This is a genomic window from Lysinibacillus sp. GJ-1 (assembly GCF_021166035.1).
In the GTDB taxonomy this organism is placed as follows: Bacteria; Bacillota; Bacilli; order Bacillales_A; family Planococcaceae; genus Lysinibacillus; species Lysinibacillus sphaericus.
Map to the genome: position 1 here is coordinate 2240783 of NZ_CP088912.1, position 25645 is coordinate 2266427.

The following is a 25645-nucleotide window of genomic DNA, read 5'->3' on the forward strand; positions in this document are numbered from 1 at the left end:
ACTTCCCCTTTACTCAAATTTCTTCAGACTACTTGCTAAACGATTAAACAATAGAACAACCAGAACAATGGCAAGTCCCGGATAAAGCATTAATTCAGGATGTTGGCGAATGTACTGCTTCCCTTCGTTCACCATCATTCCCCATTCAGGGATGGAGGCCTGTACGCCAAGTCCGATAAATGAAAAGCCGGCAATTTCCAAAATGACTTTCCCTACATCCAGTGCAACCATTGTTACGATGATAGGTAGCACATTGGGGACATAATGACGTACGATTAAACCGACTCCTGTAGTTCCACTAATTCTAGCTGCTTGAATAAATACTTTTTCATTCATCCCTATAAATAAGCTTCTTATCATTCTTGAATAATAAATAAGCTGCGTAAAAATAAGTGCAATTAACACATTTTTCAAACTTGGACCTAATAAACCTAAAAGCCCAAATGCTAGTACAAGTGTAGGAAAAGCTAATAAAATATCACATATCCGAATGAATAGGAAATCTATCATACCTCCTTTTAAAGCAACAAATGCTCCTAGAAAGATAGCTAGTATAATCGCTATCATTTGAATTAAAAGAGCTGATCCTAAAGAATAGCGAATACCTAAAAGTATTCGAGAAAAGACACATCTTCCTAAATGATCTGTTCCTAATGGATATTGCCAAGTAGGAGCTAAAAATCGCCTTGTAATATCGACTGCAAAAGGGTCATGGGGCATTAATAATGGTGCAAAAATCCCCAACAAACCAATGATTACAAGTATTGTTAAACTAAACGATTTTTTATAATTTACATGACTTAGTTTCTTTACTAGACTCACTTCAATCTCTCCTGCCCTTCATCATCAGGTGAGGATCCAATACCCGATGTAATACATCGGCGCATAAATTAGAAAGTACATAGATGACGGCAATAATTAGAACATAGCATTGAACAACCGGGTAATCCCGATTAATAATCGATTCAATTAAAAACCTACCGAGTCCTGACCAACTAAAGACTTGCTCCACAATTACCGCACCACCGAGTAAATTACCAAGTGTCAAGCCCAGCATCGTAGTCAACGTTATCGCAGCATTTCTCATTACATGTTGCATGAGTATGACAGAATTTTTTAATCCTCTTAACTGAGCGTATTGAACATAATGCTTATGCAATTCTTCAATAATCGTTGCACGAATTAACTGAACAAATAATCCAATTGTCGGTAAGGCTAGTGTTAGCGCAGGTAAAACAAGATGAGCAAGTGTCCCCTTCCCATTAGTCGGGAAAATACCAAATTTTAAGCTAAATAGATACAGTAATAAAAAACCTAACCAAAATGTTGGAATTGATACACTCAAGATAGAAAACAATCTAATTATTTTATCGATTATGGCACACTTATACAGTGCGCTTATCATACCTAATGGGATACTAAAAACAAGAATGAGCACAAATGCAGCAACAGCCAATTCGATAGTTGCTGGTAATTTAGCGAATAGCTCATGTGCCACTGGTAATTTACTAACAAAAGAAGTACCAAAATCAAACTGCAAAACTCCTATTAACCATAGCAGATATTGAATAAGTAAAGGTTTGTCTGTCCCAAGTTCCTCACGTAATGCCTGGATTGCCTCTTCCGTTGGCGTAACTTTAGCCAATCTTAAAATAACCTCCGCAGGCTCTATTGGAACGAAGCGAATAAATACAAACGTCAATATAGATACCCCTAATAATACAAACGGTAACGTTAAAATTCTTTTTAAACAAAACATCCATGTCGATTCGTACATGCTGTCACCTCCTACCCAATCCTATGATAAAGAGAGAGCTGTCTTTGTAAGACACTCTCTCTTCTACTTGTATTACTCTGTATCCATTTGTGCATATGGAATATCATATTCAGATGCACGAGGCACAAAATCCTTCATATATGGTTGATAAATCACGTTATTTGTTTCATAAGATATCGGATAGAAAAGTGCTTGATTATGGAACATAGTTAAAATATCCGTATAGAGCTGCACTCGTTCCTCTTCATCTGTTCCAACTAATAATTGGTGAATTTTAGTATCAATTTCTTTGGCGTTTGGTAAACCTAATTTTGCTTCATAAACACCACTAGCATTTGGTGTAGCTGATTCATTAGCAAAGCCATGTGGATCTGTTGGTGGTCCGTTTGTACGCCAAAAATTAATATCCACCTGATTATCCATTAATTTTTGAAGGCCAACCATTACATCTGCACCTTCTAGATTCAACTGTACCCCTATTTTTGCTAGTTCCCCTTGCATCAACTCAGCCATTGGTTTTTGAATCGCATCTGTTGCGATATAGATTAAATCTAATGATAATGGTTGTCCGTTTTTTGAACGAATTTTATCGCCCTTTTGTAATGTCCACCCAGCTTCATCAAGTAGCTGTTGCGCTTTTTCTGGATTATACAAGATTGGTTCTAAATCAATATTGGCAAAAGGAATTGCATCCCAAAATAGTGTGTCGGCCACTTTTTCTGTACCATGTGTAATACTATCAACCATTTGCTCCTTATTGATAGCATATTGAATGGCTTGACGTACCTTTAATTCTGCTAACGGTCCTGACTGCGTATTGAATAATAACGCTTTTGTAGACAATGGTTCAGAGGTAGCCGTCTTATATTTGTCACTATCTTTTAAATACGAATAGTTATCTAAACTAATGATGCCACGACCATAAATTAAATCTAACTCTTCGTTTTCAAATGCCAACGAAATCGATTCAGAATCAGGGATGATTTTTACTTTAATTTGTTCTAAGAGAGGTTTTTCCCCCCAATAGTTTTCGTTGCGACTAAATAAAGCATATTCATCTTTTTTGTAATCTGTTAATACCCATGGACCTGTCCCAACTGGTGCTTTGATGGAATCTTGCGTCGCATCTCCTTCAGGGAATCCGTTATCCCCTAAAAAACGGAATGGACGTACAAAGGCCAGTTCGTTTAATACTGGATAATAAGGTTCATCTAATTGCAAACGAATTGTATAATCATCTTCTTTTACAACCTCAACAATATGGTTGACCATGCCCATCCAAAAATGTATTTCCCGATTTGCTAATATGGCATCGAAGTTACGAATGACATTATCCGCATTAAAAGCAGTTCCGTCTGAATACTTAACGTCTTTTCTTAAATGGAAAATGTAAGAAGTCTTATCCTTTGAAATGTCCCAACTTTCTGCTAGCTTAGGCGTAATAGTCCCATCATCGTTATACTCAACCAAAGATTCGTAGACCATTGCTTGTGCAGTCATTTGATTAGGTAAATATGTATGAGGGTTTAATGGACCGACATCTAAATGCCATCCAATCGTTATCATTTTTTCGTCATTTGTTTGTGTTGTTGTTTTTCCCTTTTCTGTATCAGTGTTTGTACAACCTGCAAGAACACTGAAAGTCAAAAAAGTACAAAAGGAAGTAAATACTTTGTCAATCTCATTTTCTGTCTCCTATCTCCTATCTTGGTTCAAAAGCATCTACTATTAGATAAAAGAAAGCATAAAAAAACCTTATTCAAAAAGAATAAGGATAGATAAGCCTACAAAAAGTAAGTCTCCATCCATCTCCCTATCTTTCGTAGATCATCAATGAATCTTCTTACAAGCAGGCATTCTGGCTCATGAATCATTATTTTGTTTCACCTTCACGAGTAATAACTCTGTGTCAATGGAAACAAAACTCCTCATTTACAGTTGCGGGACAGCATGGGATTTACACCCATTTTCCTTTTAATTGAATGAAAATTCATTTCACTCAAACTTGTAATAATTGCTATGAAATTAGTATTAAACATAACATGCACGAAAGTTTACGTCAATTTTATTTTCAGAATATAATAAAATAAGAAAAATCTTCATTATTTTATAAACTTGCTGAGTGTATTCATTTAACTAAAAAAGACCATTGTTCCAAAAGAGAATAAGGCTGACGTTTTATTAAATATCTACTCCAAATATAAAATTTTAAAAATCTTAGCGTAGCCTTCCAGTCTCATTTGATAAACCTCTCTTTAAATACTATCTTCCCCAGGATTTTACAATACAGAAAATTGATTTATAAAACTGATTGTATTAATAAATTTTTTGCACTTTTAACTAGATAATCAACATAGTAATTAACACTATCAAGCATACGATTACAAGCATATCTCATACGAATGATACATATAGTGATGTTAGTATTTCATTCAAACAGAATTCTATAATTAGACTGAGATGGATTTATAAGATATGCGAATATTATCGATAAAGATAGGATGATGACCATTATTGAAAAATCGGTTCTAGCTATGGTTATTTTACGTGTATTGTCTGGGAGTATTGAAGTAAGTGCTGGTTTGTTGATGCTAAAGTTGAACAATTTAGAAAAAGCATTCTATATTAATACAATGCTTGCATTGGTTGGTCCAACAGTTTTAATCGTAACAACAGCAATTGCATTATTTGGACTAGCTGATAAAATTCCTGTGGCGAGAATTATTTGCTTATTTACTGGAATTACACTTATCATTGTTAGCTCACATATAAAGTAATAGGGACATTTTGTTCTAAATCCTTGTTATGTATTAGCCATCCTGAACAATATCTTTACTGTTCAAAATAATTTGCTGTAGCGTGTGACGACGCTACTTTTTTTATGTAAAAGTCACCTCTACCTAATAAATTGAGATTGTGTGTATCGCACGCAATTATTCGTTTGTGGCGTTGGTGCTTAAAATCGTCCACACACTGTTGTAAAAAAGAACACTAACTAAACACCTCCGCGTTAATTGATATATACAATACTCGTTAGTCAACGCGAAAGGTGTTTTATTTGTTAGGTCAGTTTTAGTTCTACAAAAGTTTGTTTAAGAAATATATTCTGCTGCAGTCTTAAGTTAACATGTGGCCGCCTTCTACATGAAGAACCGTTCCAGTCACGAAACTATTTTGTAGCAAATATAGTACGCTTTGTGCAACATCATCAGCTTGCCCTATTCGTTTCACAGGGAGTTTATTTTCAACTGTATTATAGAAGTGATTACGTGCTTCTTCTGGCATTTTGCTACGGGAAGGTGTATCAATTATACCTGGTGAAACGATGTTTACTCGGATAGGAGCAAGTTCTAATGCCAAAGTCTGACCTAAATTGGAAATAGCCGCATTAACGGCACCTAGTATTGCTGAGCCCACCATAGCCTTGTAGGCTACAACGCCAGAAAATAAAATAATTGATCCGTTTGGTGAAATGTTAGAAGCACCGTATTTGGCTGCATAATATTGTCCCCAAAATTTGTTTTCAAACAGTTTTCGTGCTTGTGCTGTATCCGTTTGGAGGAATGCCCCGCTGGATGTTTCTGCCGCGCTTATCACCAGATGATCGACATGACCAATCTTTTCAAAGAAAGATTGTACTTGCTGTTCTTGTGTTGTATCTAGAATATAAGTTGTTGCCCTAACTCCTAATTGCTCTTTTGCCTTCTGCAATTTCTCTTCGGAGCGACTGGCAATGATTACTTCTGCCCCTTGCGCTACTAGCTGTTTAGCTGATGCCAAACCAATCCCAGAGCTTCCACCGATAATTACAACTTTTTTATCTTTTAACATATTTCTCTCCCCTTATTCGTTTACATAAGTTTAAAAATTCAATATCTCTTGCAGGTGTAAATCAAGTTCGGATACAAACTTTTCAATCTTTGGATTTTTGACTACGTCATAACAAGAGAAACTCTTTAATGGTTTCATTCCGAGAAATTTCTGTATAAGATGTAAATGCATTATTGCATCTTCTAGGGTATTCCCTTCAAAAAATTCACTTGGATTGTTAAATGCTTTTTCAGGGGCATTCCAGGTAAGCGAAAACATATATTTCTTTTCAGTCAACAATCCACCTTTCCCATACTCATCAGCACCCCTAAAAAATAAACCATAGGCATATACCTCATCCATATACGTCTTCAATAAGCCGGGGACACTGAACCAATAAATAGGTGTTTGATAAATGACAATATCAGCCCATATAAATTTTTGTTGTTCTTCTTCGATTTTATATCCGTTTTGAATAATTGTTGTTTTTACATTGTTCTTTTTTTCTAAAAAACTAACCATTTTGTTCATCAATGTTTGGTTCAAATTCCCCTCAGCTGAACTGTATTTCTGATGACCGTTAATAATAAGTATATTTTTCATCTTTTTCTGGCTCCTTCAATTCTGTTATCTCTTAAAACAAACCTAGTGTCTTGCCAATGTTCTACTAACCGTTTGCTACAGCGGGAAAATTCCCTTAGTGTTGTACAAATAGTAATAGCAACGGTAGCTTATTTCATTGATTTCTGACAATAATTTTGAGCACCTCCTCAATTAAGGATGAAATTAACAAATACAATGATATTATAAATATAGTAACTTCCTTTAGGGAAGTAGTGATATTTAATTCATTAAGTTTCTGAAAGTATACTATTGTGCTATGATGAGGTAAATTGCTCAAAAATTTTGAGGGAGGATGTTTCAAATGAGTGTGATTGAGCCAGTAGTGTTGACCAAAGGAGTACCTGGTGAGGCTTGCCCCATTGCGAAAACACTCGATGTAATTGGAACTAAATGGACATTTTTAATAATTCGCGATTTACTTATAGAAGGAACAATGCGGTTCAGTGACCTATTAAAATCTATGGATGGAATTAGTCCGAAAACACTTTCCCTCCGTCTTAAAACACTAGAAGATCATGGGATTTTGATTAAAAAGGTTTTCCCAGAAGTTCCCCCTCGTGTGGAATATACGTTAACAGACAAAGGAAAACAGTTGGAAGGTGTTTTCATTGAATTAAAGCGATTTGGATTAAATTTATAAATAGTTTAAACAAGTCATGCTTTACATTTTGGTCTGTTAATATATTGTAAAAAAAGTCGAACATACAAATTTGTATGTTCGACTTTTTAATGCACTATATGATGCTCCACACCCATTTCCATACTTTCGATAACTAGAAAGTTGTGACAAAAGTAATTATATTAGGGTAGGGTAGATTACTACACATTGCTTTTACGGATTTTCCCATAAAAATTACACTGTAAAACATATCGAGATTCAACCACACATACAGTTGCCCATCTCGATAGCTCTCACAGCGCACAAGCATCGTTTATGTAAAATTCAGCAAGGATGCTTGTAATGGTCGTTCCGTTATTTGCAAAGCTCCATTTGTGATAGCCAATGTGCTATTACTTTTACGGCTCAAATCCTGCTTGACTTAGATAAACATCACTTTCTGGAAAGATTTTAATCAATCGATTATAGAAATTATTTATTACATGTGGTCCGTACCAATCTTCTAAACCAAGTTGGGCATATTTCTCCTCCATGCCAAGTTTTCTTGTGCGATTTCCTCCACTGCCATCTCCTAAAAAGTAGTCATCCAAACATATTCGATCGACGAATGGTTTCAATTTCTCAGGAAAATATTCCCCACTTGGTAAAATGGGGGCTATAGCTACTTGGGTCGGGATTCCGTTGGCTGCTAATGTTTCTAATGTCTTAAAACGCGCCTGAATTGTTGGTGCATCTGGGGTAAAATGTTTACGTATTGTTTCGGAATCTGTCTCAATCGTTACACTTACTCGAACTTTCTCTTTAAATTGCTGTAGCAAATCAATATCACGGCTTACAAGAGGGCTTCTAGTTTGCACTAAAAGGAAGTCTGGGGGATCTGCGACCATCACTTCTAGTAAGGACCTTGTCACTTTTTCCTTATACTCGATTGGCTGATAAGGATCTGTACTTGATGACATAAAAATGGTCACATTTCCTTTAGCTTTGGCGCGCTGAAGCTCCTTTTTTAATAAATTTGCAGCTCCGTTTTTTATATCGACCCAATTGCCCCATTCACCATCTCGAAAAAGTGCCACAGGCATTGCTCGTACATAACAATAGGAGCACCCAAATGAACAGCCTGTATAAGGATTTAGTGAATGCGTATAGCCAGCAAGAAAACCAGTTCCTTTATTCAGAATCGTTTTTGGATTTTTATAGAATAATTCACTTTTCATCACCGTCCCCCTCCATTCATAATTACTCGTAGCTAGTTGAAGTTCCCTTTTCTAACTCTAGGAGCTGTGTTTTCATTTCTAATCCTCCTCGATAGCCTGTTAATGAGCCATTCTTGCCAATTACCCGATGGCACGGTACAGTAATTAATACTGGATTGGCTCCAATCGCTGTGCCAACTGCGCGCACAGCTGCTGGTTTATTAATAGCATTGGCAATTTCTGAATAGGATTTCGTCTGTCCATAAGGAATGTCACAAAGTGCATTCCACACTGCTATCTGAAATGGTGTCCCTACATAATCAAATGGCATAGTAAATGTTTTTCGCTTTCCTTGTAGGTATTGAATCAATTCAACCATATAGGGTTCTAGCTTTTTATTATCTTCAATTAGTGGACTTCCTGGAAAGCGCTTCTTGGCCCATTCGATTAACTCCTCGAATGCGCTGTTCTGTGAACTTACATACACTAACCCTTTAGAAGTGGAAGCAATATAAAAATGCCAATCTTCAAATGTTAGTAAAGCCCAATAGAGCGTTGTTTTATTGTTTGTTACCACTATCTTTTCCTCCAGTTATATGCATTTGTCGAAATTGTGCTGGTGTCAATCCAGTTTTCTTTTTAAATAACGTAATAAAATAAGGCGTATTCATCATTCCTACACAGATGGCGATATCTCCGATGGCTTTATTTGTTTGCATTAATAATTGTTTAGCCTCATGTACGCGAACTCGTTGTATATACTCAACCGGTGTTATACCCTTAATTTTTTTAAATGTGCGATGCATATGATAGGGACTCCCATGGCAAATTGTAGCTAACGATTCTAGGGTTAATTTTTCTGTGTAATTTTTATCAATGTAGGCACTAATTAGCTCGACCCATTCGCTATCAGGTAATTTTTCATTAGTTGGCTTGCAACGTTTACAAGGCCGGAAATTTGCGCGTAGAGCTTGTTCTGCGTTTTGAAAAATACAGACATTTTCTTTTTTCGGGACGCGCGATTTACAAGATGGTTTACAGAAGATCCCTGTTGATTTGACAGCATAGAAAAATTGATGATTATACGTTGGATCATTATTTATTATTGCTTGCCACTTTTCATCTGTTATCTGTTCCATATCATTTGAAGTTTTATCATGACACTCGTGATTGAACCTATCTAGCATTACGCTCACCTCTCTTTACACTATACTCCTTAGAAATTTCCAATGTACAATGCTTGAAATAGAATAGCAAGATATTGAAGTAGTTTTTATGTCGCATCATGAAAAATGATTCCAAGACCAAAACGTTCCCCGAAAGTAACTGTACTTACTCCGTGACGAACCTTATTTTTGTAATACCCTTTTTGACCAAGAACAACTCTATAGTTCGTAGGGAAAATGAGCGCACTGCCTTGAGCTAAAGTAATAACATGTCCTCTACTTTGAGCACGAGGAATTTGTTCCACTAATAGCGATTCTCCACCGCAAAAGTCTTTTTCACGTTGATTTAAGACAAAGACTACTTGAAATGGGAAAAATATATCGCCGTATAAATCTTGATGCAAACAATTAAAGCCCCCTGTTTCATACTTTAATAGTAAAGGTGTTGGTCTTGTTTGCTCATTTTCTTTACAGATGGTCAAAAAATCTTGAAGGTTGTTGGGAAACTGTGCTGTTTTTCGTAAATACCCCAACCAACGATTCGCTGTTTTTGACAATTCTACATAGAAGACCTCTCTTAAACTTTGGACGATATCAGGTAGTGGATAGGAAAAGTATTTGTACTCCCCATGGCCAAAGCGATAGCGTTTCATATTGATTGTTGTTCTGTACGGCTCTTTCTCAAGATACAACGCTTTTAGAAATTTACATTCCGCCTTTGTTAAAATCACTGGAAGCTTTGCAAACCCTTGTGCATCTAATTCATTTTGAATGGTGTCCCAATCTAAGTTTTCCACTCTTGTTTTAATATCTTGAACCATTGTTACGCCCTCCTATTCGCATTCTTGATAACTAACACTATAACCGCATCAGTAGAAAAACATAAGGTGTTTAGAATGTAATAGCAAGATAACAAAATTCATCTCGATTATGATATGGTAAAGTAAATTTTAATCGTATATGTTCCCTAATAATAAGTTTGTAGAGGAGAATGCAAAAGTGAGATGGCATGAAAATAATGATGAGATGGTCATTCCATTACCTAACCATTTCGATATAAATGCAAATCTAAACTATCTATTACGAGAAAAAAATGAATGTATGTATGAGGTTGAGAACAATGTTATTACAAAGGTTTTTGCGATAGAAGAAATGCGCTCCTTAGTGCAGATTAGCGTAAGCCAACATAACCAAATGATTGTTCAATTCCTAAATGATTCTAGACCGAATGATAAGCGGATACGACAACAAATTGTACACTATATTTATGAATGGTTTGACCTTGAGAACGATTTAACGCCATTTTACGACATGGCAACTACAGACCCATTACTTGAAATGCCCGCCCGAAAATTTTATGGATTGCGTGTAGTCGGCATTCCTCATTTATTTGAAGCTTTATGCTGGGGCGTTATAGGGCAACAAATTAATTTAGCCTTTGCTTACTCCTTAAAGAAACAATTTGTAGAAAGCTTTGGCGATTTTATCGAATGGAGAGGTAAAAAGTATTGGGTGTTCCCAACGTACGAGCGCATTGCACAGTTAACACCATCCGACCTAGCAGATATCAAAATGACGGCAAAAAAAAGTGAATATATCATTGGTATTGCCAAATTGATGGAAAATGGTACATTATCGAAGGAAAAATTACTAGCAATGAACTTTAAAGATGCCGAAAAAAGCTTAATTCAAATACGCGGCATCGGTCCATGGACAGCCAATTACGTGCTGATGCGCTGCCTGAGATTCCAAACAGCTTTTCCAATTGATGATGTTGGTCTGATTAATTCGATAAAAGTATTACGTAATATGACGCAAAAGCCTACAAAAGATGAAATTTTAGCACTATCAGTCAACTGGAAAAATTGGGAATCATACGCTACCTTTTATTTATGGCGTGTTCTATACTGAAAAATTCTGATTATAGTTTCGTATCAGATACGGAATCATCTATTTTTTCACCTTGTCGCTTATAAAGTTGTATATAATCCGATTTGATAGTGCTTTACTATGGTGGCACATAATGCACTTCAACATGACACTATCCCTAGCCCACGTTCACTTAATCATAAAAAGGCTTGTAATTATGACAGAACTTTTTCATTTGTCAAAGCAATTGTTGCGCATGTGGAACTACAGGTTAAATTATGATTTTTTATTTGTATATGGCTGATTTGTTTATAAGATTGATTAAAAGCTATTCGAACTGACTATGGAAAAGCATCAGTAAACGCCATTGAAGATTAGGCTTAAGCAACCAACTGTATCTACCTTATTTACATGCTTTAAAAATTTTTTCGTACATAGGTTGTTTTTTTAAAACGATTTTTCCTTTATAGATTGTTCAATTGAACAACAAACAATTTAAAAATCTAGGAGGGAATAAATTATGACATGTTACGAAAATAGTGTTAACACATCACAGGGCAAAAGAGCAAAGCTTTTTGTTTGTGCAAGAAACATAGGAAACTACGTTGCCGTATCACTAAGGGGACAACCAGGAGAAGATATAATGATTCGAGGTTATGTTGAATTGTTCTTAGAAGAAGCAAATAATAATGATGCTTGGGTTGAAGTTGCTGCTCACCGTCCAGGCTTATGGGCAGATTCGAGGATTAGTGGCATGAATGGTCGTCTTTATCGTAATAAGAATGGGATACTTGTGCGAGTTATTGCAAAAATCTATGCTGATGCAAACTACAAATATCTAATTGATATAGCATCCACAAATGCTTTCGAGCGTTAATGAAACTAATTAATAATGTCTCTGTCTCCTGCGAAAGTGGGAGACTTTTTTGTTGTTTGAGCGTAATAAATTTGAGATAATTATTATGAGACACTTGTTAATAGAGGTGATGTAAAATTGAATAAACGTTATTTATGGCGTGTTCTTTTTGTAGTTGTCGTATTAAGTGTGAGTGGAGCGTTTTGGATTATAAATAAAAATGATAAAGAGAAAGAATTTGACATTGCTGAAGAGAAAATGGAAGAATCGATTGTACCAAAGAAAAGGGATTTATCTTGGGTAGATGGTGTTCATGCCGATATGCTTGATGATTGGAAAAGTGGGGATAAAACGTTTGATGAGCGTCTAGTACAAGAAGTGATGCTAAAGATGACGTATCAAAAGCTTGATACACAAGAAAAAGAAGGTTCAATAGAGATAACACCGGAACGAATTGATAATTTGATGCAGATATCTGAGGAAGAGAAAGCCGTCTTTTTTCATAGTGAACTATATTTAGATATATTAAAACGTTGGAAAGAAAATGATTTTTCAACAGTTAAAGACGACAATCAATTACTTCATTCTCTCTATGATAGATGAATGAAATACTTAAATAACAAACGTCGTGCAACAATTTACTAATCCAGTGGTCACTAAATATACATATAATGAATAATAACTTGCTTTTTGCTAGTTTCAGACTGAAGTCAAAGAATTGTCTTCGGTCTTTTTTCTTTCAATGTATGATTGGGTTGCAGTATACGGAAAATGGATTCGCCTCTTTTGTCGCTACTCATAGAATGCTGAAAGAGGATATGTTCGAAGCTGTAGTTTAGTATAATATTTTAAAGAACATTAGTAATAATGCTTGCTTTGTACGGAGTTACCTTCCTTAAGCAATTTTAAATGACTTTCCTTTAATTTTACGGATGAAAGATGGGATGACCGATTGAATAATAAGTGGAATAAGATTGTCTACAAAGTGGGCTCTTCTTTCTATGATAGATTTTTTAATACTGGTGTTTTTTTGAAGACGAGAAAAAAGATTTTTCAACAAGTCCCTTTTCAAAGCAAGCAGAAAATCTTATTTGTTGGGATCGGTACTGGAGCTGATTTAGAATACATTGACTTTATGAATTATGATATTACAGCCATTGATTATTCGCCTGATATGTTAGCTATCGCTAAAAGTAAATTCGAGCACTCTGCTATCCAATTTATCGAAATGGATGCGCAAACAATGACTTTTGAAGATGAATCATTTGACTATATTGTGGCGAGTTTAATTCTTTCTGTCGTGCCTGATGAACATAAATGCTTTGAAGAAATGATTCGTGTTTTAAAGCTGAATGGAAAAATACTAATTTTTGATAAATTTGCTGCTAAACATCAACGAATAACTGTAACCAAAAAGCTGTTAAGGCCCTTTATAAGCCTATTAGGTACTGATATTGGTCGAAGTTTTGAGGAAATGTTTAGCCAACAAAAACAAAGGCTTAAAATTATAAAGGATGATCCTGTTATGTTAAAAGGAATGTATAGATATATTGAAGTTATGAAAATTAAGTAACTATGACAGAAGCAATTTTCTAATTCAATTAACTTAGAAACGCCTTTGTGCATAAAAAATATGAATCTAGATGAAAGTCAGTTGCTTCCTTTCACTAAAAAACACAGGTATTTGTAAAGATAAAAGAAAGGCACCTCCTTTGTAGCGGAAGTGCCTAGTTTAGTTATTTATAAATTAATAGATAACAAGCTATTAATTTGTAAAGTCAATTACCATACGTCCTGTTATTTTACCTTGTTCCATCTCTTCCATAATCTCGTTAATTTCTTCGATTTTTCGCAATGTTACTTTCGGCACTACCTTACCTTCTGCAGCAAATTGGAATGCTTCTTGTAAGTCTTGGCGTGTACCTACTAATGTACCAATCACTTGGATGCCATCCAGTACTAAACGAGGGATATCTAAATCCATTTTATCTACAGGTAAACCAACTGCTACTACTCGTGCGCCTGCTTTTACCACATCAATCGCTTGATTGAACGGCGTTTTAGCTACAGCTGTAACCACAGTTGCATCTAAGCCTTTCCCATTCGTCAGTTCTTTCGCTTTAGCAATTGGGTCTTCATTTAATAAATTGACAATAGCATCTGCCCCTACCTCTTTAGCAAATGCTAGCTTCTCATCATTAATATCGAACGCCACAACGTTTGCACCATAAACATGTTTAGCGTACTGCACAGCTAAGTTGCCGAGACCACCAATACCAAATATCCCAATCCATTGTCCTGGACGGATATTTGACACTTTCACAGCCTTGTAAGTTGTCACACCTGCACAAGTGACAGAAGAAGCGGCGGCTGGATCTAAATTAGCTGGAACCTTAACTGCATAATCAGCTGATACAATCACTTGCTCGGCCATAGCACCATCTACTGTATACCCTGCATTTTTAACATCGCGACAAAGTGTTTCACGACCTGTCGTACAATATTCACAGTGTCCGCAACTCTCATACATCCAAGCAATAGATACTCGGTCACCAACTTTTAGTGACGTAACCCCTTCTGCAACTTCAATCACTTTACCAATACCCTCATGACCTAATACAATCCCTGTAACATCACCGAAATCTGCATTTTTGACATGTAGATCCGTATGACAAACACCACAAAATTCTGTTTGTACTAATGCTTCACCATGTTTTAATGGTCTTAGTTGCTTCTCCTCTACACTTACTTTTTTGTCTTTCGTTACGACTGCTGCTATCATAATTAACATGCCTCCTTAAATGTAAGAAATCATTGTAATTAACAAGCGTGCATGCACTAAAGTGTGAATTCGCTTTCATTTTATAAAGGATTTTATTTGAATTCAATTATTTTTAGGACGATTCATAAAAAATGAGTCTACCCTCATAGAAAAATACTATTATTTTAAATAAATAGAATATTTTTAAAATTAAATAAATCGAAAGCTGTAGGATGATTTTAAAAAAACCTCGCCCAAAAGCCTTTTAATAGTAATCAGCCTACAGAAAATGAAAAAAGAGCTGCATTATGCAACTCTTTAATCTTGATCACCCTTGCACCAAGATATTTAATTAGATTTCTTCATCGGCTGATGGTCCATAAAAGCCTGGCACCGCAATATCAAGAAGGCGTAAGTATACGCCCAGTTGTGCACGGTGGTGAACCATATGACTAATTCCAAAAGTACGTAACGCAAGTGCTCTCGGCTCTTGGCGAATAATATGCTGGCCATGGCGAAGTGTCCATTCATCGCCGAGCGCTTTGTCGTCACATTCGGCAAGCAACTTATCGAGTTTGGAGACGTTGGCGTCAAATTCTTCTAGAATGTCAGATTGTTTTTCTATTGCTTCTCGTCGAAGTGATACTGTTGAAAGATCCAACTCCGTGTGCTGAATAATTGTGATTTGCCAGTTTAGCAGATTGATTAGATGTGTGGCTAGTCCACCGAGGGTCATTGATTTATCATGTGGTCGCCATGACATATGCTCCTCGGGTAAGCGTTCCAATATGCGACGTGTAGAAGCTAGTTCTTGCGTTACGTCGCCGATGATTAATTGTTTACTCATATCTGTTGCCCCTCTCTTTTAGCTATAAACAAATAATTTCAATAAAAAAAGCGTTAATCCTGCTTCGATTAACGTCTCTGTAAATTTTAATAGATGCTTGACAATTAGAATCTTTATTTTTCCCTCAACTTGATAGATTATCGATCATGATTTTCATAATAGGCTTCATCTGCATATTGTTTATCTGTTCCTTTCAGATAAGCTAAAATTAATTTCGGACGTTTAAGTAACACCCAGTCTCCGTGTTTATCAAACTTTCGGCTGGAAGTTATCATACCATTTTGAATTGTTCCGTATTTTTTTCCTTTCTTTTTTCCCCACACTTTTAAGCGTTTGGCAAAATCAGCATCTTCCGCCATAAGCATGGCTTCATTAAATCCGTTAATGGACTTAAAATCCTCTTTGTAGCACCAAAAAATCCCCACGGATATGGCGCCATATTTAAAAAGTAAAGGTCCTATTAATAACATAGTTGAAACGAAAATCCCTAAAGACATTCTTTCAAATTTCCCTGTAACTCCTCCGCCAATATACTTTCCCGAGCTCAAGTTTTGTACTACCTTTGTAAGCATATGCTCATTCATCTGTGTATCTGCATCTATCGTTACGATGATTTCGCCCCTAGCTCTTTCAACGCCTGTGTTTCTAATTTTAGAAAGGTTTTTATCGTCATTGTTTACTGTAATACAATTATAAGATTTTGCAATTTCTTCCGTTTTGTCTGTACAGCGATTTAGCACAACAATGATTTCAACTTGATTTTGAAGTAATTTTGACGCTTTTGAAATGGATTCTAAACATTTTCCAATGTACTTTTCTTCATTATGGGCGGGTATAATAATAGAAATGATTACATCCTCTTGATGCGTATTTGTCGAAGTGTCCATCCAATCTCCCTCACCATTATATTTAATCTATTCATATTAGCTATTACTTAAATATATTCAAATGAAAATGTGAAAATGTCTAACTGACTTATGGTGCTTTAGTTCTTCTTTCATACAATCAAAATAAAACTAGCCTGCAATGTTACGGGGCTAGTTTTATTTTAATCTATTTTACAAATATATGATATATTTTCTATTTATTGTATTAATCCTTTAGGCTTGATTGGACAAAAATTGACCATATATTTATTTAGTTTCTTTGCCATTTAAAGGTTAGTATGGCTACTATCAATGCGATACAGGCAATTGTGCCACCGATTATCGCATTTATTTCAGCAGTATATGCGTCAATGGTTATGCCCCCTATCGTGGAGCCTAATGCCATACCAATATGGGCACTAGAATTATTTAAACTTTGATGGATATCTGATGTAGTCGATGCAGAAGAAACAATATAACTTTGAATCGCAGGTTGTAGTGACCAACTTAGTAAACTCCATAATAATATTGCTCCAACGAACAGCACGACGGAAAATTTTAAGAACGGTATCGCAACAATCGTTAATGAAAATAAGGATAGTACGGAGAAAATTGTTCGTTTTGCACTAATACGATCAGTAAAATATCCACCTAATAAACTTCCGCATATGGAGAATATACCAATGATTAAATACATTAGGCTAAGAGACTTCTCTGACAAATGTAGCGTTGACTGAAGAAATGGTGTTAAGTATGCATACAAAGTCATATGCCCTGTAAAAAATATGATGGAAATCGAATGAATAAGTAAAATCTTTCGTTCCTTTAACGCCTTTACTTGTGCTTTTAAAGGTAACTTCTTCTTTGGCTCGATTTTTCCCAATGCAAAAAATACAATTAACATAAGCAATAATGTCAAAATAGCAATAAATAGAAATGGGGCCCGCCAACCTAATTCGCTACCTAACCATAAACTAAACGGAACACCAAACACCAGGGAAGCACTAACCCCCATTAATACAAAGTAGATTGCTCTTGCTGTATATGCATCATCGCTTATTTGAGAAGCGATGGTGATACATAACGAAACAAGAAGCGACGCACACATAGCTGATAATATTCTAGCAGCCAAAAGAACAGTATACATATCACTCAACACAATAATCATATTCGTGACAAAGAAAATAAACAAAACAATGAGAAATAATCTTTTGCGCTCCATCTTTGAGGTTAAAGATAATAAAATAGGGCCTGATATGGCAAAACTTAATGAAAACATGGAGATTAACATTCCTACTTTGCCATACGAAATCTTTAAATCTTCCGCAATCAGTGGAAGCAACCCTCCAATTACTAATTCAACTAGACCAACTATAAAGGCAATCGTCGATAATAGGTAAATTCTTTTATCCATCATTTCACTCCTCTAAAAAAATACAAAAAGCAGCGCCCCCAGTTTAGGAGGCGCTGCATTAAAACATTTTCTTTGTCAATTCGCTAACATGACATCCAAAGTCATGTCGCCTTATTCAATTAAAAATTTCTTAAACAAAAATACCATTTTGCATTATTGGTTGTCAATTATATTTATGCCATTATTTTTCGTCAACATAGGATTCCGAAGACGGTTCCAGCAACTTGCACAATAGGAATTAATACTAGTGCAAAAGACTGCTAGCTTTCGCTAACAGTCAATTTTTTAACAACACGTATTGGATGGTTGACCAAGTTGAGCACTACATACACCTGTTTCAGGTAACTCTAATTCCACACGTTTTGAAGCTTCTGTATCACCACATAAGTATGCCGTTATGGAACGGACTTGTTCATAACCTGTTGCCATTAAAAATGTTGGTGCGCGACCATAGCTTTTAGCACCGACAATATAGAAGTCTTTTTCTGGTTGTCTCAGTATTTCTTCTCCATGCGCTCTTACTGTTCCACAACTATGCTCATTCGGGTCAATTAAAGGCGCCAATGCTTGCACACTTTCTGTTGCTGCATCAATGGAAAGGCGTAGTTCGCTGTTAATCGTAAAATCAGGTCGATTACCTGCGTTAACAATTAGCTCTTCAAATCCTGTTAATACTTTTGTTTCCCCGTTAATAGTACCAATAATTTGGATGTTCTCATCTTGACGCAACTGTGAGATATAGAAAGGTGTAACGACCTCAACCTTACCTGTCTCAACTAATTCGTGAATACGTATTCCCAGTGCGCCTCGTGCAGCTAATGCATCTTTTTCCTCACCACCATAGGCTTCTTCTACAGATTTTTTCCGCATTATCCATACTAATTTTGTTGCAGGATTATCTTCTTGTAGTGCCGCAAGTGTCAATAAGGTATTAATCGCTGAATGGCCACCACCAATAACAGCAATCTTCTTATTTGCATATCTCTTAGCATTTGAATTTATATCAGGAATACCATACTCAATGTGATTTGCTAATGCTTTTTCATTTTGTAGCCAAACACCTGTAGAATTCGCCGGATTTGGATTTCCCCATGTACCCGTCGCATCAATAACAGCTCTCGCCTCAATGGTATTGATATCATTCTCTTGTTCAACATAAATAGTAAATGATTGGTCTACTCGATTTTTCGTCTTCATCTTATCATTAAATTGTCGTGAAATACCCACTACTTTTGCGTTCAATTGAATGTTAGGTTTTATTTGTACTAACTCAGCCAAAGGTTTTAAATAGAGATCAATTAATTCATTTCCTGTTGGTAATGTATCTAAATTAGGTTCTACCCAATCGGAGGTTTCTAATAATGCTTTAGCAGCTTTATTGATGTTATAACGCCATGGAGAAAATAACGTCACATGCCCCCAACTACGCATATTGTGTGCTATTTCATGCCCTGCCTCTAGTACAATAAAGGCTTGTTTTTGTGCCACTAAATGAGCAGCAGCAGCTAAACCAATTGGACCTGCGCCAATTATTACGACGGGTAAATTTTTATTGGCATTGGGATTAATCTGTTGAATTTCAATGCTCTTTGCAGGGGTGCAACAAGATGTATTTTGTTTCATTACATTTAGCGTGTTCATCTTACTTCTCCTTTTTAGTCATTTACATAAGTAATTACTTATATAAAAGATATTTTTTACGTCTAGCAGTTAGCTAGACCTAATATAGTTATGCTTTGTAACATAAGCAAACTTTTGTAGCCTCTACTCCTGTCGGCTTTTAATTAGCAAGAGGTCGGAGAATATCCTTCCAATACTAAACCAAGTTCACCATTCTCTTCTTCGGCATGGATTGTTACATCTGTTAATTGTGGTGCAATATCAGGATGGATTGCGACTTGGATACCTTCGATTGTTTGAATAGTATCTTCTGCTGCTGGTGCTTCTAAGCCTACACCTAAATTAACCCCACAGCAGCCTGCAATACCAAAGAAACGAAGTGTTTTAACCTCCGAATCAGCTATTACCTGTTCTAAATAATGTTTGCCTTCTGGACTCATTTTCATTTGATTTTCTCTCCTTTTAGTTCATGTAAGCCTTTTGTTCCGATTGGTGGTGTTTTTACCCATGGAATGGCTACGAATTGATTGTTGCTGATGGATTGTACTGCATTCAGCCATTTTGTTTCTGCTTGTTGTTTTTGAATTAATATGGCACTTGTTGTGTGGATTGAAGAAAAGGTTTGATTGACAACCCACCAATCAACAGATAATCCAGCACGCTGTAAATCTTCCTGTAAGCGTGTCGCTTCATAAACAGGTGTTGCTTCAGGAAGTGTTACAATGGCAACACTGGTATAAGAAGCATCACGCAACCTTGGTAACAGGTTAGAAACAGCTGGAGGAATATCCCCTTGTGAACGGCTTATTTCGCGATGATAAGCTTCTGTTGCATCTAGTAAAAGTAACGTATGCCCTGTTGGTGCTGTATCAATAACAATGACCTCATCTTGATGATTTTCTACCACATTTGCAAATGCACGAAATACTGCAATTTCCTCGGTACAGGGGGAAGCTAAATCTTCCTTCACAAACGCTAAACCTTCTTCGTTCATTGTTTCACTTGCCTTTGCCAGCACTTCAGCTTCATAATTTGCAACTTCTTCTTTCGGATCTATTCGACTTATCGTTAAATTTTTGACTTGTTCGTTTCCAAATGTCCAATTTAAATGCGCAGCAGGGTCTGTTGTAGTTAAATGTACAGGAATACCTTCTTCGGCTAAGCGTAAGGCAATATAAGAAGCAATCGTAGTTTTACCAACCCCACCTTTACCCATTGTAAAAATCAATTTTGGTTTACGTTCTAAATAATCAGCAATCATTTCCTCGACTTCTGGAATCTTAATTTCTTCGGTTGATGCATTTGTATGTGACATTTCCTGATTGGTCATCCATGCTTGCAAACGTTCCATACTTGATAATGAGTACGGTACAAACGGTAAGTAGAAATGTTCAAATCGATTTAGTTCTTTTGGAATTCTGGCTAATGCATCCGATTGACGTGCAATGAATGCTTCTTCTGTACAATCAGTAGAATTGACATTACGCATATAGCCATTGATTAATAACGTCTGATTTTGAATACCAATTTCATACAACTCGTTAGAAGCACGAGCGGCTTCTTTTAAAGGGTTTTCTTCAGGGCGTGTCACTATCATTAACGTTGTTTGATTCGCATCTTTTAAACGATGAACAGCCTCTTTATAGACTTCACGTTGTGGTTCTAACCCTTTTAAAGGACCTAAACATGAAGTGCCAGTCGTATTTTCATCTAGAAATGTAGACCATGCAGAAGGTAGTTGTAATAAGCGTAATGTATGACCTGTTGGTGCTGTATCAAACACGACAGTGTCAAAATTTTCAATCACTGAAGTATCAGTCAATAGTGTTGCGAATTCATTAAAAGCAGCAATTTCAACTGTACAAGCCCCCGAAAGTTGCTCCTCCATATTTTGAATGACCACATCAGGTAGTTTTCCACGGTACGGACCAACCATTCGTTCTTTGTAATGTTGTGCTGCTTGTTCAGGGTCTAAATTTATCGCAAATAGATTGTTTATGCCTTCAATTTTTGTTGGACTATTCGAAAGCGTTTGACCAAAAATATCTTGTAAGTTAGATGCGGGATCTGTACTAATTAAAAGTACCTTTTTCCCTTTGTTTGCAATGGCTATTGATAGGGCACAAGCAACAGACGTTTTCCCAACGCCCCCCTTCCCCGTAAAAAACAAAAATGGGGTGTCAGGGAAATGACTTCTTGTAAAGCGTTCCATTTTACGCATCTCCTTTTAGTGACAAGCGTACTTTTGGCTTTTGTAGTAAGTTTTCTTCTGAAAGCCCTGACCACTGTGAAAATTGCTCATTAGTGGGATATATCCCTTTACAAAGTAACTCCCCATCAACAAACGTTGCAGGCAAGGCATCCATTCCTTGTGCCATTAAAAGTTGATTGATTGCTTCATTTTCTATAAAAGCATTTGGATCATTCGTGAGATTAAATCTTACAGCTTCAATGTTTTTATTTTTTAAATTATTCATTATAAACGACATACGTAATAATTCTGGGTCTATAGAAGGGCCACATAAGCCTGTAGAACAGCACATGGCTGGCTCATAGATATGAATTTTTTTCAATTTACTTCAGCTCCTCGCCTACAAATTTTTCAATACGTTGTCCTATAGCATCGCGTACATTTTGGAAGACAGTCCATTTGTCCTTATCTGTACCTGTTGCTTTCGCTGGATCTTCAAATCCCCAATGCTCACGGCGAATATGCGGAGGCGTCATCGGACATTTAGCAGCGGCATCCCCGCATAACGTCACAACTAATGTGGCATTGTTTAATGTCTTAAAATCAATTAAATCAGATGTATGATTTGAAATATCAATCCCTACCTCCTCCATTGCTTTAATGGCATTTGGATTTACGCCATGAGCCTCAATCCCAGCACTTTTCACAGTCCAATTAGTAGGTAACAATTTTTTAGCCCATCCTTCAGCCATTTGACTACGGCATGAGTTCCCTGTACATAAGAAATAAAGTGTGTTAGTCATAAGTGTTTGCTCCTTATAATTTAATCGTTTTAAAGTATTTTTTCTGCCAACGTAAAGCAACCCATACAAGTCCTATGAGAACTGGTACTTCTACAAGATATAACTGCCGCAAATGCTACGCCACTATGAAGACCAAACACACCAACTGCTACCGCAATCGCTAACTCAAAGTTATTACTTGCCGCTGTAAAAGAAAGAGCAGCTGTAACCGGATAAGATGCGCCAGCTTTACGGGAAGAGAAAAATGAAACAGCAAACATCACGACAAAGTAAATAAATAATGGAATAGCAATTCGTACGACATCAAGTGGCAGTTCAACCAATTGCTCACCTTTTAAAGCAAACATCATAACAATCGTAAATAAAAGTGCAATTAAAGTAAGTGGAGAAATTTTCGGTAAGAATTTTTCCTCATACCACTGTTTTCCTTTTGTTTGAATCCCAATCCATCGTGTCAGGAACCCTGCCGCAAATGGGATACCTAAGTAAATAAGTACGCTTTTTGTAATTTCCCACATGGAGATGGAAACATTGAAATTCTCTAAACCAAACCAACCAGGTAATACATTTAAGAAAAAGTATGCAAAAATCGAATACGTTAAGATTTGAAAAATCGAGTTAAAGGCAACTAAACCTGCTACATATTCACGATCTCCACGTGCTAAATCATTCCACACAATCACCATTGCAATACAACGCGCTAAACCAATCATAATAAGACCTGCCATATATTCGGGATAATCGCGCAAGAAGATGATGGCTAAAAAGAACATTAAGAATGGTCCAAGTAACCAGTTTTGAAAAAGGGATAGTAAAAGCACTTTCCAATCTTTAAACACTCGCCACATTTCCTCATACTTTACTTTCGCTAATGGTGGGTACAACATAACAATTAAACCTATGGCAATCGGTATGGACGTTGTACCAAGAGACATGGACTCTAACGATTCTCCAATATTGGGCATTGTGATACTGAATACGACACCTAGCCCCATGGCAACAAATATCCAAAGAGTAAGGTAACGATCTAAAAAAGACAGCTGTTTCGTTAAAGACTCATTACTCACTATCAGTTCCCCCTACATGGCAGCCATTTGTGCCACAGTTGCACCCAGTTAAAGGCTGAATATGCTCTAAAATCCCCTTCATCAGTGGCGTTTGTTCCTCTACTAAACGATAATGTTTCCAAGTCCCTACTTTTCGTTCTGTAATAATACCTGCCTCCTTTAATTTTCGTAGATGCTGACTAACGGCTGGTTGTGAAATGCCTAGAACCTCTACAAAATCACAAACACATACCTCTCCATTTTTCATACACGCAAGTAATTTCATGCGATTCAAATCTGCTGCTGCCTTTAATTGTTTTTCAATTAGCATATAATCCATTTATTTGCCCTCCTTATATAATCATTTGCTTATATATTATTGTAAATAAAATCACCTTGAGTAAAAGGTGATTTTAACTATATATAACTATATTCTTATATTATGATTTTATGTTTTGAAATGCAACAGTTAAATACATGATATGAAAAAAACTTGCATATCTTCATAAATCGATTGTTAATGGTGAAAATCAAGAGAGCCAATGTTGGAATGCCCCTCCCTCTTTTCGCATTAGATACTGAAGGCATCGACTTTTATCGTTGGCTATGCCCTTGGCAACGCTATGGTCGCCTAAAAGTTTGCTCCTCATGGGCTTGACGTTAAAACCTAATAGTATTATTCGATTATAAAAGTATCTTGGCAAGGCGGTTAATGCCTTCTTCAATTGCGCTTTCATCCATTTTAGCAAATCCCAGTACCCATCCTTTTCGATTCGTTTCCAAACAATACTTACTAAGTGGATATACACGAATTCCTTTTTCGAGCGCTAGGTTTGTCATAGCCTCTTCATCAAACGATTCTTCAGCTTCAAGAAGCATATGCAAGCCTGTTTCAATGCCACTTAGTTTAAAACGTTCAGCTAATCCAGTTGCCATGATGGCCTTGGTCATCGCTTCATGTCTTCGTCGATAAACATTTCTTGCTCTCCTCATATGACGCATAAAATGACCGTGCTCAATAAAATGACTAAGCGTTAGTTGTTCCATTATCGGCAGATGTCGATAGGTTAGGGCTTGTACTTGAGCAAGCTGACGAATGGCATCCTTTGGCCCAATCACTGCCGAAATGCGTATGCCAGGCGCCACCATTTTGGAAAAACTCATCATATACAATGTATTCTGTGGTTGTTGGCTGAACAAAGTAGGAAGTGGACCTCCACGGTACCTAAATTCACCATCATAATCATCTTCTACTATCCAAAATTGCTCTTGCGCTGACTTTTGGAGCAACTGTTGTCTACGTGGTTCAGACATAATCACACCAACTGCACATTGGTGAGAAGGCGTAACAAAAATAAGCTTGCTTTGCGGATGAATACGATTTACTTGTATTCCATAGTTATCAACCGGTACGGAAACGACATTCATCCGTCGATATTGCATGGTCGTCCAGGCAGCGGGGAATCCAGGATCTTCAACAGAAACCGTTTCTCCTTCCGTTAACAGTGCTTGCGCAATAAGATCAATGCTATGCTGTGCACCAGAAGTTAAAATGATTTGGTCAATATCTACATGAACACCTCTTTCAAATGTTAAATAACGTTGAATCTGTTCACGGAGCGGAGTAAAACCATATGGGTTGCCATAACCCCAAGTGGTCAAATCTGCTTCGGATGAAGCCTGTAAAAAAGATTGTCTCCAATTTTTTTGGAAATGTTCGTCCAAATAAGGCTCATGAGGACAGAAATCGATTTCTACGTTTCGATTTTCGGCGCCTCCAAACCAACTGTTTAATTCATCAACTGCCGCGTTTAATAAAGGTAATGCTGGCGTAGATGGTCCATAAGGAGTAGTTTCTTCTGCTAAGTTGGCTTTCAATCCCCAATCACTTACCCTTGTTCCCCCACGCCAATTAGTAACGGTATAGCCTCGACTAAATAATTCCTCATAAACAATTTGTATTGTTGAGCGTGAAACACCGACTAATAAGGCAAGCTCTCGAGATGGAGGAAGTAATTCACCTGGTGGCCATTTTCCTGTTGTTATATGGTGGATAGCCTGATCAAGCAACTGCTGCCAAATCGGAATTTTATCTTCTCGGTTTATTTTTAACATTTTCATTCACTTCCAGTTAAATGATGCGAACATTAATACAGTTCATCATCATTATAGTTGTTATG

The 25645-nt window shown here is 36.5% G+C and carries 26 protein-coding genes, 1 pseudogene and 1 riboswitch; of the genes and pseudogenes, 6 read left to right on the forward strand and 21 right to left on the reverse strand.

The features are described 5' to 3' along the window. Positions 1-9 precede the first annotated feature (9 nt). From LO754_RS10650 to nikA, 3 genes are all read right to left on the reverse strand, one after another. Positions 10-822, reverse strand: a complete 813-nt coding sequence (locus LO754_RS10650) for an ABC transporter permease subunit (protein WP_231786214.1) — start codon at positions 820-822, stop codon at positions 10-12. A gap of 1 nt (position 823) precedes the next feature. Then, positions 824-1777, reverse strand: a complete 954-nt coding sequence (gene nikB, locus LO754_RS10655) for a nickel ABC transporter permease (protein WP_231786215.1) — start codon at positions 1775-1777, stop codon at positions 824-826. 72 nt (positions 1778-1849) lie between these two features. Further along, on the reverse strand, positions 1850-3343 hold the full coding sequence (nikA, locus tag LO754_RS10660) for a nickel ABC transporter substrate-binding protein (RefSeq protein ID WP_231786216.1): 1494 nt from the start codon (positions 3341-3343) through the stop codon (positions 1850-1852). Positions 3344-3608: 265 nt separating this feature from the next. Beyond that, positions 3609-3801, reverse strand: a riboswitch (cobalamin riboswitch). 477 nt (positions 3802-4278) lie between these two features. On the opposite strand from nikA, the gene LO754_RS10665 reads away from it, so the two are divergent. After that, positions 4279-4554 carry a YqhV family protein gene (locus LO754_RS10665; protein ID WP_024361739.1) on the forward strand — a complete coding sequence of 92 codons (276 nt, stop codon included), beginning with the start codon at positions 4279-4281 and terminating at the stop codon, positions 4552-4554. Between the two features lie 340 nt (positions 4555-4894). Here the strand turns inward: LO754_RS10665 and LO754_RS10670 are convergent, their stop codons facing one another. Together LO754_RS10670 and LO754_RS10675 are read right to left on the reverse strand one after the other, a co-directional pair. Further along, positions 4895-5608 (reverse strand): SDR family oxidoreductase, encoded by a 714-nt coding sequence (locus LO754_RS10670; protein WP_231786217.1) that lies wholly within the window; start codon positions 5606-5608, stop codon positions 4895-4897. 30 nt (positions 5609-5638) lie between these two features. Then, positions 5639-6190 (reverse strand): NAD(P)H-dependent oxidoreductase, encoded by a 552-nt coding sequence (locus LO754_RS10675; protein WP_024361737.1) that lies wholly within the window; start codon positions 6188-6190, stop codon positions 5639-5641. Between the two features lie 322 nt (positions 6191-6512). Between LO754_RS10675 and LO754_RS10680 the strand changes: the two genes are divergently transcribed. Beyond that, the gene (locus LO754_RS10680; protein WP_024361736.1) at positions 6513-6851 is read left to right on the forward strand and encodes a winged helix-turn-helix transcriptional regulator; all 339 of its coding nucleotides are present in this window, start codon (positions 6513-6515) and stop codon (positions 6849-6851) included. Positions 6852-7228: 377 nt separating this feature from the next. Here LO754_RS10680 and LO754_RS10685 read toward each other — a convergent pair whose 3' ends face one another. The 4 genes from LO754_RS10685 to LO754_RS10700 all read right to left on the reverse strand — a co-directional run bounded on the left by LO754_RS10685 (position 7229) and on the right by LO754_RS10700 (position 10013). Then, the gene (locus LO754_RS10685) at positions 7229-8047 is read right to left on the reverse strand and encodes a radical SAM protein (protein WP_231786218.1); all 819 of its coding nucleotides are present in this window, start codon (positions 8045-8047) and stop codon (positions 7229-7231) included. A 22-nt stretch (positions 8048-8069) separates the two neighbouring features. After that, on the reverse strand, positions 8070-8603 hold the full coding sequence (locus LO754_RS10690; protein WP_231786219.1) for a methylated-DNA--[protein]-cysteine S-methyltransferase: 534 nt from the start codon (positions 8601-8603) through the stop codon (positions 8070-8072). Beyond that, a complete protein-coding gene (locus LO754_RS10695) occupies positions 8587-9213 on the reverse strand; it encodes a bifunctional transcriptional activator/DNA repair enzyme AdaA (protein WP_231786220.1) in 627 nt (208 codons plus the stop codon). Before LO754_RS10695 ends, LO754_RS10690 begins: the two co-directional genes overlap by 17 nt. A gap of 86 nt (positions 9214-9299) precedes the next feature. Then, on the reverse strand, positions 9300-10013 hold the full coding sequence (locus LO754_RS10700; RefSeq protein ID WP_231786221.1) for a 2OG-Fe(II) oxygenase: 714 nt from the start codon (positions 10011-10013) through the stop codon (positions 9300-9302). A gap of 178 nt (positions 10014-10191) precedes the next feature. Between LO754_RS10700 and LO754_RS10705 the strand changes: the two genes are divergently transcribed. The 4 genes from LO754_RS10705 (at position 10192) to LO754_RS10720 (ending at position 13490) form a co-directional block, all read left to right on the forward strand. Continuing rightward, complete coding sequence (locus tag LO754_RS10705; RefSeq protein ID WP_231786222.1) at positions 10192-11103, forward strand: DNA-3-methyladenine glycosylase family protein; 912 nt, start codon at positions 10192-10194, stop codon at positions 11101-11103. A 478-nt stretch (positions 11104-11581) separates the two neighbouring features. After that, complete coding sequence (locus tag LO754_RS10710; protein WP_231786223.1) at positions 11582-11938, forward strand: hypothetical protein; 357 nt, start codon at positions 11582-11584, stop codon at positions 11936-11938. 117 nt (positions 11939-12055) lie between these two features. After that, positions 12056-12520 (forward strand): DUF6241 domain-containing protein, encoded by a 465-nt coding sequence (locus tag LO754_RS10715; protein WP_231786224.1) that lies wholly within the window; start codon positions 12056-12058, stop codon positions 12518-12520. A gap of 349 nt (positions 12521-12869) precedes the next feature. After that, positions 12870-13490 carry a class I SAM-dependent methyltransferase gene (locus LO754_RS10720; protein ID WP_024361728.1) on the forward strand — a complete coding sequence of 207 codons (621 nt, stop codon included), beginning with the start codon at positions 12870-12872 and terminating at the stop codon, positions 13488-13490. 192 nt (positions 13491-13682) lie between these two features. On the opposite strand, the gene adhP is transcribed toward LO754_RS10720, so the two are convergent. The 12 genes and pseudogenes from adhP to pdxR all read right to left on the reverse strand — a co-directional run bounded on the left by adhP (position 13683) and on the right by pdxR (position 25580). Then, positions 13683-14699: an alcohol dehydrogenase AdhP gene (gene adhP, locus LO754_RS10725; protein WP_024361727.1), complete on the reverse strand. Its 1017-nt coding sequence runs from the start codon at positions 14697-14699 to the stop codon at positions 13683-13685. A 331-nt stretch (positions 14700-15030) separates the two neighbouring features. Next, the gene (locus LO754_RS10730) at positions 15031-15525 is read right to left on the reverse strand and encodes a DinB family protein (RefSeq protein ID WP_024361726.1); all 495 of its coding nucleotides are present in this window, start codon (positions 15523-15525) and stop codon (positions 15031-15033) included. Positions 15526-15662: 137 nt separating this feature from the next. After that, on the reverse strand, positions 15663-16412 hold the full coding sequence (locus LO754_RS10735) for a glycosyltransferase (protein WP_024361725.1): 750 nt from the start codon (positions 16410-16412) through the stop codon (positions 15663-15665). A gap of 250 nt (positions 16413-16662) precedes the next feature. Further along, the gene (locus tag LO754_RS10740; RefSeq protein WP_231786225.1) at positions 16663-17808 is read right to left on the reverse strand and encodes an MFS transporter; all 1146 of its coding nucleotides are present in this window, start codon (positions 17806-17808) and stop codon (positions 16663-16665) included. Between the two features lie 282 nt (positions 17809-18090). Continuing rightward, positions 18091-19446 carry an NAD(P)-binding domain-containing protein gene (locus tag LO754_RS10745; RefSeq protein ID WP_231786226.1) on the reverse strand — a complete coding sequence of 452 codons (1356 nt, stop codon included), beginning with the start codon at positions 19444-19446 and terminating at the stop codon, positions 18091-18093. Between the two features lie 143 nt (positions 19447-19589). After that, positions 19590-19871, reverse strand: coding sequence for a Fe-S cluster assembly protein HesB (locus LO754_RS10750; RefSeq protein ID WP_024361723.1), 282 nt, complete (start codon positions 19869-19871; stop codon positions 19590-19592). Then, entirely contained in the window at positions 19868-21637 is a 1770-nt protein-coding gene (gene arsA / locus LO754_RS10755; protein WP_231786227.1) for an arsenical pump-driving ATPase, read from the reverse strand. Before arsA ends, LO754_RS10750 begins: the two co-directional genes overlap by 4 nt. A 1-nt stretch (position 21638) precedes the next feature. Then, entirely contained in the window at positions 21639-21998 is a 360-nt protein-coding gene (gene arsD, locus LO754_RS10760; protein ID WP_231786228.1) for an arsenite efflux transporter metallochaperone ArsD, read from the reverse strand. Between the two features lies 1 nt (position 21999). After that, positions 22000-22419 carry an arsenate reductase (thioredoxin) gene (gene arsC / locus LO754_RS10765; RefSeq protein ID WP_231786229.1) on the reverse strand — a complete coding sequence of 140 codons (420 nt, stop codon included), beginning with the start codon at positions 22417-22419 and terminating at the stop codon, positions 22000-22002. 13 nt (positions 22420-22432) lie between these two features. Then, positions 22433-23486 (reverse strand): annotated as a pseudogene (arsB, locus tag LO754_RS10770) (ACR3 family arsenite efflux transporter). Then, a complete protein-coding gene (locus LO754_RS10775) occupies positions 23479-23805 on the reverse strand; it encodes an ArsR/SmtB family transcription factor (protein ID WP_024361718.1) in 327 nt (108 codons plus the stop codon). The pseudogene arsB and the gene LO754_RS10775 overlap by 8 nt, the downstream one beginning before the upstream one ends. A 344-nt stretch (positions 23806-24149) precedes the next feature. Beyond that, a complete protein-coding gene (pdxR, locus tag LO754_RS10780; RefSeq protein WP_108030346.1) occupies positions 24150-25580 on the reverse strand; it encodes a MocR-like pyridoxine biosynthesis transcription factor PdxR in 1431 nt (476 codons plus the stop codon). Positions 25581-25645 lie beyond the last annotated feature (65 nt).

What these genes read in the sequence shown, in the direction of transcription:
- arsA (WP_231786227.1), bottom strand. Translation starts at nt 21,637, where the DNA reads ATGGAACGCTTTACAAGAAGTCATTTCCCTGACACCCCATTTTTGTTT.
- LO754_RS10675 (WP_024361737.1), bottom strand. Translation starts at nt 6,190, where the DNA reads ATGAAAAATATACTTATTATTAACGGTCATCAGAAATACAGTTCAGCT.
- pdxR (WP_108030346.1), bottom strand. Translation starts at nt 25,580, where the DNA reads ATGTTAAAAATAAACCGAGAAGATAAAATTCCGATTTGGCAGCAGTTG.
- LO754_RS10775 (WP_024361718.1), bottom strand. Translation starts at nt 23,805, where the DNA reads ATGGATTATATGCTAATTGAAAAACAATTAAAGGCAGCAGCAGATTTG.
- LO754_RS10710 (WP_231786223.1), top strand. Translation starts at nt 11,582, where the DNA reads ATGACATGTTACGAAAATAGTGTTAACACATCACAGGGCAAAAGAGCA.
- arsC (WP_231786229.1), bottom strand. Translation starts at nt 22,419, where the DNA reads ATGACTAACACACTTTATTTCTTATGTACAGGGAACTCATGCCGTAGT.
- LO754_RS10735 (WP_024361725.1), bottom strand. Translation starts at nt 16,412, where the DNA reads ATGGACACTTCGACAAATACGCATCAAGAGGATGTAATCATTTCTATT.
- nikB (WP_231786215.1), bottom strand. Translation starts at nt 1,777, where the DNA reads ATGTACGAATCGACATGGATGTTTTGTTTAAAAAGAATTTTAACGTTA.
- nikA (WP_231786216.1), bottom strand. Translation starts at nt 3,343, where the DNA reads ATGATAACGATTGGATGGCATTTAGATGTCGGTCCATTAAACCCTCAT.
- LO754_RS10670 (WP_231786217.1), bottom strand. Translation starts at nt 5,608, where the DNA reads ATGTTAAAAGATAAAAAAGTTGTAATTATCGGTGGAAGCTCTGGGATT.
- LO754_RS10680 (WP_024361736.1), top strand. Translation starts at nt 6,513, where the DNA reads ATGAGTGTGATTGAGCCAGTAGTGTTGACCAAAGGAGTACCTGGTGAG.
- LO754_RS10740 (WP_231786225.1), bottom strand. Translation starts at nt 17,808, where the DNA reads ATGATGGATAAAAGAATTTACCTATTATCGACGATTGCCTTTATAGTT.
- adhP (WP_024361727.1), bottom strand. Translation starts at nt 14,699, where the DNA reads ATGATAGCAGCAGTCGTAACGAAAGACAAAAAAGTAAGTGTAGAGGAG.
- LO754_RS10665 (WP_024361739.1), top strand. Translation starts at nt 4,279, where the DNA reads ATGATGACCATTATTGAAAAATCGGTTCTAGCTATGGTTATTTTACGT.
- LO754_RS10700 (WP_231786221.1), bottom strand. Translation starts at nt 10,013, where the DNA reads ATGGTTCAAGATATTAAAACAAGAGTGGAAAACTTAGATTGGGACACC.
- LO754_RS10745 (WP_231786226.1), bottom strand. Translation starts at nt 19,446, where the DNA reads ATGAACACGCTAAATGTAATGAAACAAAATACATCTTGTTGCACCCCT.
- LO754_RS10750 (WP_024361723.1), bottom strand. Translation starts at nt 19,871, where the DNA reads ATGAAAATGAGTCCAGAAGGCAAACATTATTTAGAACAGGTAATAGCT.
- LO754_RS10695 (WP_231786220.1), bottom strand. Translation starts at nt 9,213, where the DNA reads ATGCTAGATAGGTTCAATCACGAGTGTCATGATAAAACTTCAAATGAT.
- LO754_RS10730 (WP_024361726.1), bottom strand. Translation starts at nt 15,525, where the DNA reads ATGAGTAAACAATTAATCATCGGCGACGTAACGCAAGAACTAGCTTCT.
- LO754_RS10685 (WP_231786218.1), bottom strand. Translation starts at nt 8,047, where the DNA reads ATGAAAAGTGAATTATTCTATAAAAATCCAAAAACGATTCTGAATAAA.